The sequence below is a fragment of the Streptomyces sp. NPDC041191 genome (assembly GCF_055591945.1).
Genome location: NZ_JBVIZC010000002.1, coordinates 406,485 through 418,573, shown reverse-complemented (window position 1 = coordinate 418,573; position 12,089 = coordinate 406,485). Strand labels below are relative to the sequence as shown.

The following is a 12,089-nucleotide window of genomic DNA, read 5'->3' as shown; positions in this document are numbered from 1 at the left end:
CTCACCGGCGCCCACCGACGTCCGGGACGCCGCCGGGGCCCCGCGCCCCGGCGGGCCCCTACGCCGGGAACCTCCTCGTCACCCACCGCCACGCGCCTTCGAGCAGCGCCGCCCCCGCCGCCGCGATCACGACCGCCGCCCACGGCATCGTCGTGCCGACCAGCCGCAGGGCGAAGAAGTCCTGGAGCCAGGGCACGGCGAGGACCAGGAGGAACGCGGCGGCCATGGCGGCGACCAGGGCGAGCCGCCACCAGGTGTAGGGGCGGGCGACGATCGCGAGGACCCAGAGGGAGACCAGGAAGAGGGTCAGGGTCGCCGCGCTGGTCTCGGCCCCCAGGGCGTCCGCGCCGCTGTAGTGGTGGCGGGCCAGGAGGTACGTGGTGAAGGTGGCCGCCGCCGCGACGACGCCGCCGGGGATCGCGTACCGCATGACCCGGCGGACGAAGTGCGGTGCGGCCCGTTCCTTGTTCGGGGCCAGGGCCAGGAAGAAGGCCGGGACGCCGATGGTCAGGGTGGAGAGCAGGGTGAGGTGGCGGGGGAGGAAGGGGTACTCGACCTGGGAGCAGACCACCAGGACCGCCAGGAGCACGGAGTAGACCGTCTTCGTCAGGAAGAGCGTCGCCACGCGCGTGATGTTGCCGATGACCCGGCGGCCCTCCGCGACCACCGACGGCAGCGTCGCGAAGGAGTCGTTCAGGAGGACGATCTGCGCGACCGCCCGGGTCGCCTCCGAGCCCGAGCCCATCGACACGCCGATGTCGGCGTCCTTGAGGGCCAGCACGTCGTTGACCCCGTCGCCGGTCATGGCGACCGTGTGGCCGCGCGACTGGAGCGCGGCCACCATGTCCCGCTTCTGCCGGGGGGAGACCCGGCCGAAGACCGTGTTCTCGTCGAGGACCCGGCCCATCTTCTCCCGGTCGTCGGGGAGCGTGCGGGCGTCCACCGCGTGCTCCGCGCCGGCCAGGTCCAGCTTTCCGGCCACCGCGCCCACCGAGACCGCGTTGTCGCCGGAGATGACCTTGGTGGCGACGTTCTGGTCGGCGAAGTACGCGAGGGTGTCGGACGCGTCCGGGCGCAGCCGCTGCTCCAGGACCACCAGGGCGGCCGGGCGGGCGGCCTCCACCGCCCCGGGGGAGCCGGGCTCCCCGTCCGTACGGGCGAGGAGGAGGACCCGGAGGCCCCGCTCGTTGAGGCGGTCCGTCTCGGCCAGGGCCGGGTCCCCGTCCCCCAGGAGGACGTCGGGGGCGCCGAGCAGCCACGACGTGGTCCCGCCGGAGTCCTCCTCGAACACCGCGCCGCTGTACTTCCGGGCCGAGGAGAACGGCAGCGTCCCCGTGCACGTCCACCCCTCCGGGGCCGGGTACGCGTCGACGACCGCCCGGAGGGAGGCGTTCGGATGCGGGTCGGACGCGCCGAACGCCCCCAGGACCTTCCGCGCGTACGCCTCGTCGCAGCCGTCCAGCGGGCGCAGCCCGGTCACGTCCATGCCGCCCTCGGTGAGCGTGCCGGTCTTGTCGAGGCAGACGACGTCGACCCGTGCCAGGCCCTCGATGGCCGGCAGCTCCTGCACGAGGCACTGCTTCCGGCCCAGGCGGACCACGCCGATCGCGAAGGCCACGGAGGTCAGCAGGACGAGGCCCTCGGGGATCATCGGGACGATGCCGCCGACGGTGCGGGCGATCGATTCCTTGAGATCGGTGTTCTTGACGACCAGCTGGCTGATGATCAGGCCGATCGCGGTCGGGACCATCATCCACGTCACGTACGTGAGGATGGTCGAGATGCCGCTGCGCAGCTCGGAGTGGACCAGCGTGAAGCGGGACGCCTCCTCCGCGAGCTGCGCCGCGTACGCCTCGCGGCCGACCTTCGTGGCGGTGAAGGCGCCGCCGCCCGCGACCACGAACGAGCCCGACATCACCGGGTCGCCGGGCTTCTTCACCACCGGGTCGGCCTCGCCGGTGAGCAGCGATTCGTCGACCTCCAGGCTGTCGGCCTCCGCGACCACCCCGTCCACCACGACCTTGTCCCCGGGTCTCAGCTCGATCAGGTCGCCGAGGACGATCTCGGAGGTGGACAGCGGGGTGGCGGTCCCGTCGCGCCGGACGGCCGGTTTCGCCTCTCCGACGACCGCGAGCCCGTCGAGGGTCTTCTTGGCGCGCAGCTCCTGCACGATGCCGATCCCGGTGTTCGCGATGATCACGAAGCCGAACAGGCCGTCCTGGACCGGCGCGACGAAGAGCATGATCACCCACAGCACGCCGATGATCGCGTTGAAGCGGGTGAAGACGTTGGCGCGGACGATGTCGGCGAGCGAGCGGGAGCTGCGCACGGGGACGTCGTTGACCTCGCCGCGCGCGACGCGCTCCGCGACCTCGGCGGACGTGAGCCCGGCCGGGCGGTGCTCGACGGGCGGCCCGCCCTCCGCCGCCCCGCCGTCGTCCGTGTCGATCTTCGCCCGCTGCGTCATGCTTTCGACGGTACGACCGGAACGGACCGTTCACCTGCCGGGAGGGCGGTGCGGGGACGGGGCGGCCCCGCTCGGGCGCGGCGCCCGCGCCGGGGAGGCCGGTGCCGTCCTTCCGGCCGTACGGGTCAGGGCCGGGGGCCGGGAGCGGAGTCCCGCGCGTTCTCCGCCGCGTGCCGCTTGAGCGCCGCGTCCCGCTTCCGCACGTACCAGATGCCGATCAGTCCGAGCCCCGCGCCGGCCAGGCAGGTCCACACCCACCAGGTCAGGTCCCGGTCGTCGAACCAGCCGTAGAAGGGGAGCTGGACGAGGAAGAGGACGAACCAGAGGACCGTTCCGCCGGTGATGGTGGCGACGACGGGCCCCTCCAGGGGCTCGGGTGCCTCGTGCTTCGGTGTCCACTTCGCCATGGGGGCCAGTCTAGGCCGCCGGATTTCTTGTCTACGCGCGGAGATGGACGCTCGCTCGTTCATGTGTTCATACTGAAACGGTTTGCCTGTGGCGGGTTTCCTTCGTACGAACCGCCAAACGGATACCGCTTACGAGGACTCCCATGAGCACCACGGCCGCCGCCGAGGCCCCGTCCCCCGAGCCGTCCGGTTCCCCCGAACCGGCCTCCGGACTCGACCGTTTCTTCAAGATCTCCGAGCGCGGCTCGACCGTCGCCCGCGAGGTCCGCGGTGGCTTCGCCACCTTCTTCGCGATGGCCTACATCATCGTGCTGAACCCGATCATCCTCGGCAGCGCCAAGGACATGTACGGGCACCAGCTCGACGGCGGCCAGCTCGTCACCGCCACCGTCCTGACGGCGGCGTTCTCGACCCTCCTCATGGGCGTCATCGGCAACGTGCCGATCGCCCTCGCCGCCGGTCTCGGCGTCAACACGGTCGTCGCGCTCCAGCTCGCGCCGAAGATGTCCTGGCCGGACGCCATGGGCATGGTCGTCCTCGCCGGCGTCGTCGTGATGCTGCTCGTCGCGACCGGTCTGCGCGAGCGCGTGATGAACGCCGTCCCGGTCGGCCTCCGCAAGGGCATCGCGATCGGCATCGGCCTCTTCATCATGCTGATCGGCCTGGTCGACTCGGGCTTCGTCTCCCGCGTCCCCGACGCCGCGCACACCACCGTCCCGCTCCAGCTCGGCACCGGCGGGCACCTCACCGGCTGGCCGGTCCTCGTCTTCGTCCTCGGCGCGCTGCTCACCCTCGCGCTGATGGTCCGCAAGGTGCCCGGCGCCATCCTCATCTCGATCGTCGTCATGACGATCGTGGCCATGGTGATCAACGCGGTGGCGGACGTCCCGTCCTGGGGCCTGACCACCCCGGAGTGGCCGGGCAACCCGGTCGCGTCGCCCGACTTCGGCCTGATCGGGCAGGTCAGCCTCTTCGGCGGCTTCCAGAAGGTCGGCGTCCTGACCGGCGTCCTCTTCGTCTTCACCGTGCTGCTGTCCTGCTTCTTCGACGCCATGGGCACGATCCTCGGCGTCGGCGACGAGGCCGAGCTGATGGACGGGGACGGCAACTTCCCCGGCATCAACAAGGTCCTCCTGGTCGACGGCCTGGCCGTCGCCGCCGGCGGCGCGTCCTCCTCCTCGGCCACCACCTGCTTCGTGGAGTCCACGGCGGGCGTCGGCGAGGGGGCCCGCACCGGTCTCGCCTCGGTGGTGACCGGCGGCCTCTTCTCGGTGGCGCTGTTCCTCACGCCGCTCGCGACCATGGTTCCGTCCCAGGCGGCCACCCCCGCGCTGCTCGCGGTCGGCTTCCTGATCCTGGCCGGTTCGGTCAGGGACATCGACTGGAGCGACTTCACCATCGCGGTGCCGGCGTTCCTGGCCATGCTGATGATGCCGTTCACGTACTCGATCACGAACGGCATCGGCATCGGCTTCATCGCCTTCAGCGTGCTGCGGCTCGCGGCCGGCCGGGGGCGTGAGGTCCCCGCCGCCATGTACGCGGTGTCGGCCGTGTTCGTCTTCTACTACGCGATGCCGGCGCTCGGCCTCACGTGATCCCGGGGCGGGCCGGGTGCCCCCGGTTCCGCACCGGGCCCCGGCCCCTCCCCCTCCCCGTAGAACTTCTCCGTCTCGTCGACGGCGGTCTTGAACCGCTCGTCGAAATCCTCGCGCATGAGCGTCCGGACCACGTAGTCCTGGACGCTCATTCCTCTTTTGGCGGCGTGGCTCCTGAGCCGGTCGAGCAGCTCACCGTCGATGCGCAGGCTGAGCACTGTCGATCCCATGCCGTCAGGTTCGGGGGCGCCGGGGCTCCTGCGCGTCACTTTCCGGATACGACTCACTCGTTCGGGTGATACATGGATGCGGGAGCGTGATCCGGGGCCGTACGTGTTGTCGCGGGCGGGCGCGGGTGCGCGCGCGGGGGACGGCGCTCCCCCGGCAACGAGCGCTTCCCCGGCCTCGCGCGGGTACGCGTGCGGGGGACGGCGTGCCGGGCGGACCGCGGGAGGACGCGGCGCGGTGCGCGAGGACACGGCGCGGCGCGTGCGGCGGCGCGGGAGGCGCCCGGCCGGGCTCCGGTGTGATCCGTGCGACGCGGGGCCGTTCCCGTTGGTATTTAGACAGAGTAATGAGTTAGGCTAAGGAACATGCCTGACCTGTCCCACGGCGCCGCGGACGACGTCGCGGCCGTGAACGCGCTCCGCTCCTCCGTCATGCGGCTGGGCCGACGCCTCAAGCACCAGCGCGTCGACGAGTCGCTGAGCCCCACCGAGATGTCGGTGCTCGGCACCCTGTCGCTCTGCGGCTCCGCGACCCCCGGCGAGCTGGCCCGCAAGGAGCACGTCCAGCCGCCCTCGATGACCCGCATCGTCGCGCTGCTCGAAGCCAAGGGACTGGTCCGGCTGGAGCCGCACCCCGACGACCGCCGGCAGAAGGTGGTCAGCCAGACCGAGCAGGCCGAGGCCATGCTCGAGGAGTCCCGCCGCAAGCGGAACGCCTGGCTGGCCGCGCTCGCCGAGGGGCTGGACGAGGACGAATGGGCCAAGCTGCGCGCGGCCGCCCCCGTCCTGGAGAAGCTCGCCCATCTGTAGACCCGAGCCGAGGAGGCGACGCACTTTGAGTACGGGAACCGGAGCAGACTCCGCCCCCGTCCATCATTCCGATACCCACACCCGCCGCGGGGGGACCTTCTCCTCGCTCTCGATCCGGAACTACCGGCTGTTCTTCACCGGAGCGATCGTCTCCAACACCGGTACGTGGATGGCCCGGATCACCCAGGACTGGCTGGTCCTGAGCCTCACCGGCTCGGCCGCCGCCGTCGGCGTCACGACGGCCCTCCAGTTCCTGCCGATGCTGCTCTTCGGCCTGTACGGCGGAGTGATCGCCGACCGCTACCCGAAGCGGCGGCTGCTGCTCTTCAGCCAGGCCGCCCTCGGCCTGTGCGGCCTCGCGCTCGCCGTCCTCACCCTCTCCGGGCAGGTCCAGGTCTGGCACGTCTACCTGATCGCCTTCCTGCTCGGCATGGTGACGGTGGTCGACAACCCGGCCCGGCAGACCTTCGTCTCCGAGATGGTCGGCCCCGACCGGCTGCGCAACGCCGTCTCCCTGAACTCGGCGAACTTCCAGACCGCGCGGCTCGTCGGCCCCGCCGTCGCCGGCGTCCTCATCGCCGGGGTGGGCAGCGGCTGGGCCTTCCTGCTCAACGGCCTGTCCTTCCTGGCGCCCCTCGCGAGCCTCCTGCTCATGCGGACGGGCGAACTCCACAAGGTGGAGCGCGCCCCGCGCGGCAAGGGACAGCTCAGGGAGGGCCTGCGGTACGTGGCCGGACGGCCCGACCTGATCTGGCCGATCGTGCTGGTCGGCTTCATCGGCACCTTCGGGTTCAACTTCCCGATCTGGCTCACCGCCTTCTCCGACGGGGTCTTCCACGTCGGCGCCGGCACGTACGGCTTCCTCAACACCCTGATGGCGGCCGGTTCGCTTGCGGGCGCCCTCGCGGCGGCCCGGCGCGGCTCGACCCGGCTGCGGATGCTGGTGGTCGCGGCCGGCGTCTTCGGCGCCCTGGAGATCGCGGCGGCCCTGTCGCCTGCGTTCTGGCTGTTCGCCCTGCTGCTCGTGCCGATCGGCATGATCGGCCTCACGGTCAACATCACCGCGAACTCGGCCGTCCAGATGGCCACCGACCCCGCGATGCGGGGCCGGGTGATGAGCCTCTACATGATGGTCTTCGCCGGGGGCACGCCGATCGGCGCGCCGCTCCTCGGCTGGGTCACCGACGCCTACGGCGCCCGCGTCGGGTTCGCCACGGGCGGCGTGATCTCGCTGCTCGCGGCCGTCGTGGTCGGCCTGGTCCTGGCCCGGATCGGCGGACTCAGGGTCGCCCTGGGCTGGGGACGGGGTCACCCGCGGGTGCGGTTCGTGCCGCGTACGGCGCCGGAGCGCCTGACCACGGCGGCGTAGCCCCGGAACGACGGCCGGAGGGGGCCGGGGTCCGCCCCCGGCTCCCTCCGGCCGTCGCCGTCAGAAGCGCCGTTCCAGGATCTGGCCCGGCCAGTCGCCCACCGCGAAGGTGCCGGCCCGGGTGAAGCCCTGCCCCTCGTAGTACGCGATCAGGCGGCCCTCGCCGCCCGCGTAGCAGTCCACCCGGAGGAGCCGGACGTTCCGGCGCCGGGTCTCCGCCGCGGCGTGCTCCAGGAGGGCCGCTCCCGCTCCCCGGCCGTGGAAGCGGGCGTCGGTCGCCAGGAGGCGCACGTACACCTCCGGCTCCGCCGCGCGCGGCACGTGCTTGCCGGGGTGCGGGGTCAGGGTCATCGTCGCCGCCGGTACGCCGTCCACCTCGGCCAGCCACAGGTCGCCCTCGGCGACCGTCTCCTCCACCTGGCGCACCGCGGCGGGGCGCGCGGTGAACGGTTCGGTGCCCCACTGGGCCGTGATGCCCCTGGCGTTGAGCCACGTCACGGCGCTGTCCAGGACGGTGAGGACGGCGGGTATGTCTGCGGTGTCGCCCTTGCGGATCTTCATGCGCAGAGGCTGCCACACTCCCCCCACGAGGCTTTTCGCGGCTCTCCTGCCGCCCCCGGAGCGGCTGGACGAGGGCGGGCCGTGGACCGGCCGCGCCGGCCGCCCGGGGGAGAGGGGCCCGAGGGGGGCGCGGGACCGGCTGGGTTAACCTCGACGGGTGGACCCGAAGACCCGTAACCGGATCATGGCCGGTGTGCTCGTACTGATGTTCGTGATCGTCGCGGTGGCGTCGGTGACCGGCCCGTAGTCCCCGGCGCGCCGCGCGCCCGTTTCGCGAACGGCGCTTGCTTCGAGCGCGCTCCAGGGCGTTGGCTGGTGACCATGGAGTACACGCAGCTCGGACGCACCGGACTCAAGGTCAGCCGACTCGTCCTCGGCACGATGAACTTCGGACCCCAGACGGACGAAGCCACCAGCCACGCCATCATGGACACGGCGCTGGACGCGGGGCTCAACTTCTTCGACACGGCCAACGTGTACGGATGGGGCGAGAACAAGGGGCGGACGGAGGAGATCCTCGGCTCCTGGTTCGCCCGGGGCGACGGCCGCCGCGACAGGACCGTCCTCGCCACCAAGGTCTACGGGAACATGGGGCCCGACGGCGTGGCGTGGCCCAACCACGACAAGCTCTCGGCGCTCAACATCCGCCGCGCGGTCGAGGGCAGCCTCAGGCGCCTCGGCACCGACTACATCGATCTCTACCAGTTCCACCACGTCGACCGCGCCACTCCCTTCGAGGAGATCTGGCAGGCGGTCGACGTCCTGATCCAGCAGGGGAAGATCCTCTACGCGGGCTCGTCCAACTTCCCCGGCTACAAGATCGCCCAGGCCAACGAGACCGCCGCCCGGCGCGGCTCGGTCGGGCTCGTCAGCGAGCAGTGCCTCTACAACCTCTTCGAGCGGCGCGCCGAGATGGAGGTGATCCCGGCGGCCCAGGAGTACGGCCTCGGGGTCATCCCCTGGTCGCCGCTGCACGGCGGTCTCCTCGGCGGGGTCCTGCGGAAGGAGGCCGAGGGCAGGCGGCGCACGGAGGGGCGCGCGGCGGCCACACTGGCCGACCCGGCGGCGCGGGCGCGGCTCCAGGCGTACGAGGACCTGCTCGACAAGCACGGGCTCGCGCCCGGCGAGGTCGGCCTGGCCTGGCTGCTCACCCGCCCCGGCGTGACGGGCCCGATCGTCGGGCCCCGCACCCCGGAACAGCTGGCCGGCGCGCTGCGCGCCCTGGAGGTGGAGCTGAGCGAGGAGGTGCTGGCGGGGCTCGACGAGATCTTCCCCGGGCCGGGACCGTCCCCGGAGGCGTTCGCCTGGTGACACCGGGAGGGCGACGGCACCTCCCGTACGCGGCGCCGCTCCCCGCGACCGTCGGTGGTCACGGGGAGCGGCGCCGTGCGGGGCTCCGGAGCGGCCGGCGGGCCCCCGGGGCCCGCGCCGCGCGGGGCGGCGCGGGGGTCAGGGCGCGGTGTAGCCCAGGGTGTAACCACCGGGCCCGGAGAGGTACTTGACCCGGTAGGTGTAGTAGCCGGCCGTTCCCGTGTGGGTCAGCGTCCCGTCGGGGCCGCCGGTGGCGACGACCCGCCAGGCGGAACCGTTCCAGCCCAGCAGTTCCAGGCCGAACGCGCCGCCGGCGGAGCCGGAGAGGCAGGCGCGGTGCGTGCCGGCGCCGGCGTGGAACGACGTGCCGCCGGGCTCGTAGGCGGAACCGCCGGCGGACAGCTTCCCGGTGCGCGAGACCGCGTGGCCGGTGCAGGCCGGAGCCGGGCCCGGGCCGGGGTCGGGCGTGCCGCTGATCCTGGCGCCGATGGCCCGGTCCATGACGTCGAGGCCGACGAGGTTGAACGGCTTGTCGATGTTGCTCATGAGGGAGTCCTGCGACGGCCGGTAGATGCCGCGCTCGAACTGGTGGCCCCCCTGGAAGGCGCCGATGATCCCTCCGTCGGGCGTGCTCTTCCCGAGGTACGAAGCCCACTTGGAGCCGCGCGGGTCGGTGGTGACGTTGGGCTCGGCGGGCTCGGCGCCGGAGTAGGCGGTTCCCGGCGTGTAGTACTCGTCCGCCAGGTGGCCGACGGAGTGGCCGAGTTCGTGGATGGCGATGCGGCCGGCCTGCGCGTTGCCGCCGGCGACGGTGGCGAGGCTGGGGTAACCGGCGCCGCCGTACTTGGTGGTGTTGGCGAGGACGAGGACCGCGTCGGACCCGGGGGCCCGGGCGGCGTACTCCTTGGCCTTCGACTCGTTCAGGCACAGCAGCCGGTCCATGCCGCCGCAGTTGAAGTACATGTCGAGCGCGGTGTCGCGGCTGACGCCCGGCACGGGGTCGTTGTCGACGCCGGACTCCTTGGAGACGACCTCGACCAGCCACACGTTGACGGACGTGGCGTGCTTGTCCCACGGCGCCGTGGCGGCGATCTCGTCCCACTTCTCCCGGGCGTGCCGGCGCATCAGCTCCGTCTGCGAGGCCGTGTAGCCGTCGCCCATGATCACCACGTCGAACCGTGACTCGGGCGGACCGCTCTGCCGGAGGGCCGTCACCGTGGTGGCGGAGGCCGCGTGGATCTCGGCCCGGGTGGCCGGGGGCGTGACCTCCTTCGGTATCTCCACTTTGGTCATCGTGCCGTCGGGAGAGAAGACCTCCCGCCATTCGGTGGGCTTCTTGGGCTCCGCCACGGCGTTTCCCGGAGAAAGGGCCGCCAGAGCGGTGGCACACAGCGCGGCGGCTGCCAGGAGGATCGGACTTCTTCGGCGCATGGGCACTCTTTCTTTCCTCGCCTTTTCTCGGGCGCACGCGTCCGCACTCCGAACGAGTGGAAGGGGAGCGGCGCTGAGCTGCGGTGATTCCTCCGGGCCGGAATTCCATCGGCCACCCGGGGGCGGTGAAAGCTTTTCATGCGAGAACTCCCCTTCTTCTTAAGGGGTTCTTAGGCGGGCGTTAAAGAGAATTCATCCCCTCCCGGGGGGACTGCGCCCTCCGGGAGGGCGGCCGGGCCCGTGGACCGCCTCAGCCGCGCGGCCCGGTCCCCCGGGGTGCGTACGGGCCGCCCAGCCCCCACGCCCGGTGCATCGCGTCCGCGAAGGCGGCGGCCAGTTTGTGTTCGCCGGTGGGGCCCGGGTGGGTGCCGTCGTAGGTGTCGGCCGGGAGGGCGTACGACTCCGGGACCGACGCGAGGAGGAGGGGGGAGGCGGCCGTGTCCAGGTCGGCGACCGCCTTCGCGAGGAGGTCGTTGAAGCGGGCGCACTCGGCGGCGAAGGGGGCGTCGTACGTGGCGCGGACGTTCGGGATGACCGGGAGGAGGACCGCGCGGACGCGCGGGTTCGCGGCGCGGGCGGCCCCGATGAAGGACCGCACGTTCTCGTCGGTCTGGTCGCTGTTCGTGTAGAAGCCCAGGTCGATCAGGCCGAGCGAGATCAGCAGCACGTCCGCCCCGGTCGCCGCGACCGCCTCCCCGATCACGGGCGCCATGTGCAGCCAGCCCTCGCCCCAGCCGGCCAGGTGGCGGCGGGCGGGGGCGGGGAAGTCCGGCGCGGCGTACGCCTCGCCGTCGTGGGGGCCGTCCGGGTCCGCCGGGTCGTACAGGCCCGTGCGCGGGCCGACGATCTCGTACCCGCCCGGAAGGGTCGCCTCCAGGTGCTGCCACATCCGGTAGCGCCAGGTCCAGTCGCCGGCGCGTCCGATGGTCATGCTGTCGCCGACGAACAGAAAACGCATGGTCACATCATCGCGGATCGTGTGACGGGGCCTGTTGTGATCCGGGGCACCTTCAGGAGAGGAAGACGTTCACCGTCGTGGCGAAGGTCTCCGGGGCGTCGTGCCACGGGAAGTGGCCCGCGCCCGGGAAGAGGGCCGATTCCGCCTTCGGGAACAGGGCCGCGTACGCGGCGGCCGTCGGCGGCGGAGTGTTCACGTCCCCCTCGCCGGCCACGACCAGGACCGGGCGGTCGAACGCCGCCAGGGCCGCGCGTGTGGCCGGCGGGTCGAAGGCGCCCTCGTTCGTGCGGGCCGCCGCCTCGCCGTTCCGCCGCCGGCCGTCCTCGGCGTGCCGCTCCCGCGCGCCCTCGTCCCAGGTGCCGTGGAAGAACGGCGCGACCGCCGCGAACGCCTCCGCCCCGCCCCGTCCCGCCGTGACCTCCTCCAGGGCCGCGTACGCCGGGCCGAACCACGGCTCCCCGCTCCGCAGCCGCGCCGCCGCGAGCCGCTCCTCCGGGGGCGTGTCGAGCCCCACCGCCGCCGTGCCCGGGGTGACGAGCACCAGGCGTTTCACGCGGTCGGGGTGCAGGGAGACGTAGAGCACGGCCAGGTTCGCGCCCGCCGAGTGCCCGAGCACGTCGACGGCGTCGAGGCCGAGGTGCGTCCGCAGCGCCTCCACGTCCGCCACCTGCCGGTCGCAGCGGTACGAGGCCGGATCGTCGGGCGTCGCGGACGCGCCCGTGCCCCGGGGGTCGAGCAGGATCAGGCGGCGGTGGGCCGCGAGGCCGCCGAGGTCGCCCAGATAGGCGGAGTCCTGCATCGGTCCGCCGGGGAGGCAGAGCAGCGGGGCCCCGGAGCCGGAGTCGTGGTACGCGAGTTCCGTGCCGTCGGGCGCGGTGAAGGTGGGCATGGACGCGACCCTGACAGCGTCCCCGATCATGGTCAACCGGGTTCCCGCCGCCCGTGGCAGGCTT

The 12,089-nt window shown here is 72.6% G+C and carries 11 protein-coding genes; 4 read left to right on the top strand and 7 right to left on the bottom strand.

From position 1 onward, the window contains the following. Positions 1-58: 58 nt before the first annotated feature. Both ACZ6AQ_RS05110 and ACZ6AQ_RS05105 read right to left on the bottom strand, forming a co-directional pair. A complete protein-coding gene (locus tag ACZ6AQ_RS05110; protein ID WP_468757591.1) occupies positions 59-2,467 on the bottom strand; it encodes an HAD-IC family P-type ATPase in 2,409 nt (802 codons plus the stop codon). Positions 2,468-2,592: 125 nt separating this feature from the next. Further along, positions 2,593-2,874, bottom strand: a complete 282-nt coding sequence (locus ACZ6AQ_RS05105; RefSeq protein ID WP_388688485.1) for a DUF2530 domain-containing protein — start codon at positions 2,872-2,874, stop codon at positions 2,593-2,595. 143 nt (positions 2,875-3,017) lie between these two features. Here ACZ6AQ_RS05105 and ACZ6AQ_RS05100 point away from each other — a divergent pair, with 143 nt between their 5' ends. Next, positions 3,018-4,469: an NCS2 family permease gene (locus ACZ6AQ_RS05100; protein WP_468757589.1), complete on the top strand. Its 1,452-nt coding sequence runs from the start codon at positions 3,018-3,020 to the stop codon at positions 4,467-4,469. Here the strand turns inward: ACZ6AQ_RS05100 and ACZ6AQ_RS05095 are convergent. Beyond that, the gene (locus ACZ6AQ_RS05095) at positions 4,439-4,699 is read right to left on the bottom strand and encodes a hypothetical protein (RefSeq protein WP_468757587.1); all 261 of its coding nucleotides are present in this window, start codon (positions 4,697-4,699) and stop codon (positions 4,439-4,441) included. The two genes, ACZ6AQ_RS05100 and ACZ6AQ_RS05095, sit on opposite strands and share 31 nt — an antisense overlap. A gap of 363 nt (positions 4,700-5,062) precedes the next feature. On the opposite strand from ACZ6AQ_RS05095, the gene ACZ6AQ_RS05090 reads away from it, so the two are divergent. Both ACZ6AQ_RS05090 and ACZ6AQ_RS05085 read left to right on the top strand, forming a co-directional pair. Further along, the gene (locus tag ACZ6AQ_RS05090) at positions 5,063-5,506 is read left to right on the top strand and encodes a MarR family winged helix-turn-helix transcriptional regulator (RefSeq protein ID WP_432086844.1); all 444 of its coding nucleotides are present in this window, start codon (positions 5,063-5,065) and stop codon (positions 5,504-5,506) included. A 25-nt stretch (positions 5,507-5,531) separates the two neighbouring features. Further along, positions 5,532-6,875 carry an MFS transporter gene (locus ACZ6AQ_RS05085; RefSeq protein ID WP_468757585.1) on the top strand — a complete coding sequence of 448 codons (1,344 nt, stop codon included), beginning with the start codon at positions 5,532-5,534 and terminating at the stop codon, positions 6,873-6,875. Positions 6,876-6,935: 60 nt separating this feature from the next. Here the strand turns inward: ACZ6AQ_RS05085 and ACZ6AQ_RS05080 are convergent, their stop codons facing one another. Beyond that, on the bottom strand, positions 6,936-7,436 hold the full coding sequence (locus tag ACZ6AQ_RS05080) for a GNAT family N-acetyltransferase (protein WP_468757583.1): 501 nt from the start codon (positions 7,434-7,436) through the stop codon (positions 6,936-6,938). A 321-nt stretch (positions 7,437-7,757) separates the two neighbouring features. Between ACZ6AQ_RS05080 and ACZ6AQ_RS05075 the strand changes: the two genes are divergently transcribed. After that, positions 7,758-8,747 (top strand): aldo/keto reductase, encoded by a 990-nt coding sequence (locus ACZ6AQ_RS05075; RefSeq protein ID WP_468757582.1) that lies wholly within the window; start codon positions 7,758-7,760, stop codon positions 8,745-8,747. 138 nt (positions 8,748-8,885) lie between these two features. On the opposite strand, the gene ACZ6AQ_RS05070 is transcribed toward ACZ6AQ_RS05075, so the two are convergent. The 3 genes from ACZ6AQ_RS05070 to ACZ6AQ_RS05060 all read right to left on the bottom strand — a co-directional run bounded on the left by ACZ6AQ_RS05070 (position 8,886) and on the right by ACZ6AQ_RS05060 (position 12,025). After that, a complete protein-coding gene (locus tag ACZ6AQ_RS05070; protein ID WP_468757580.1) occupies positions 8,886-10,097 on the bottom strand; it encodes a M64 family metallopeptidase in 1,212 nt (403 codons plus the stop codon). Between the two features lie 331 nt (positions 10,098-10,428). Next, complete coding sequence (locus ACZ6AQ_RS05065) at positions 10,429-11,136, bottom strand: GDSL-type esterase/lipase family protein (RefSeq protein ID WP_468757578.1); 708 nt, start codon at positions 11,134-11,136, stop codon at positions 10,429-10,431. 52 nt (positions 11,137-11,188) lie between these two features. Further along, positions 11,189-12,025: an alpha/beta fold hydrolase gene (locus ACZ6AQ_RS05060; protein ID WP_468757576.1), complete on the bottom strand. Its 837-nt coding sequence runs from the start codon at positions 12,023-12,025 to the stop codon at positions 11,189-11,191. Positions 12,026-12,089: the final 64 nt, after the last annotated feature.

Excerpts from the sequence above, each read along its gene's own strand:
- ACZ6AQ_RS05110 (WP_468757591.1), bottom strand. The coding sequence starts at position 2,467 with ATGACGCAGCGGGCGAAGATCGACACGGACGACGGCGGGGCGGCGGAG.
- ACZ6AQ_RS05105 (WP_388688485.1), bottom strand. The coding sequence starts at position 2,874 with ATGGCGAAGTGGACACCGAAGCACGAGGCACCCGAGCCCCTGGAGGGG.
- ACZ6AQ_RS05100 (WP_468757589.1), top strand. The coding sequence starts at position 3,018 with ATGAGCACCACGGCCGCCGCCGAGGCCCCGTCCCCCGAGCCGTCCGGT.
- ACZ6AQ_RS05095 (WP_468757587.1), bottom strand. The coding sequence starts at position 4,699 with ATGGGATCGACAGTGCTCAGCCTGCGCATCGACGGTGAGCTGCTCGAC.
- ACZ6AQ_RS05090 (WP_432086844.1), top strand. The coding sequence starts at position 5,063 with ATGCCTGACCTGTCCCACGGCGCCGCGGACGACGTCGCGGCCGTGAAC.
- ACZ6AQ_RS05080 (WP_468757583.1), bottom strand. The coding sequence starts at position 7,436 with ATGAAGATCCGCAAGGGCGACACCGCAGACATACCCGCCGTCCTCACC.
- ACZ6AQ_RS05075 (WP_468757582.1), top strand. The coding sequence starts at position 7,758 with ATGGAGTACACGCAGCTCGGACGCACCGGACTCAAGGTCAGCCGACTC.
- ACZ6AQ_RS05065 (WP_468757578.1), bottom strand. The coding sequence starts at position 11,136 with ATGCGTTTTCTGTTCGTCGGCGACAGCATGACCATCGGACGCGCCGGC.
- ACZ6AQ_RS05060 (WP_468757576.1), bottom strand. The coding sequence starts at position 12,025 with ATGCCCACCTTCACCGCGCCCGACGGCACGGAACTCGCGTACCACGAC.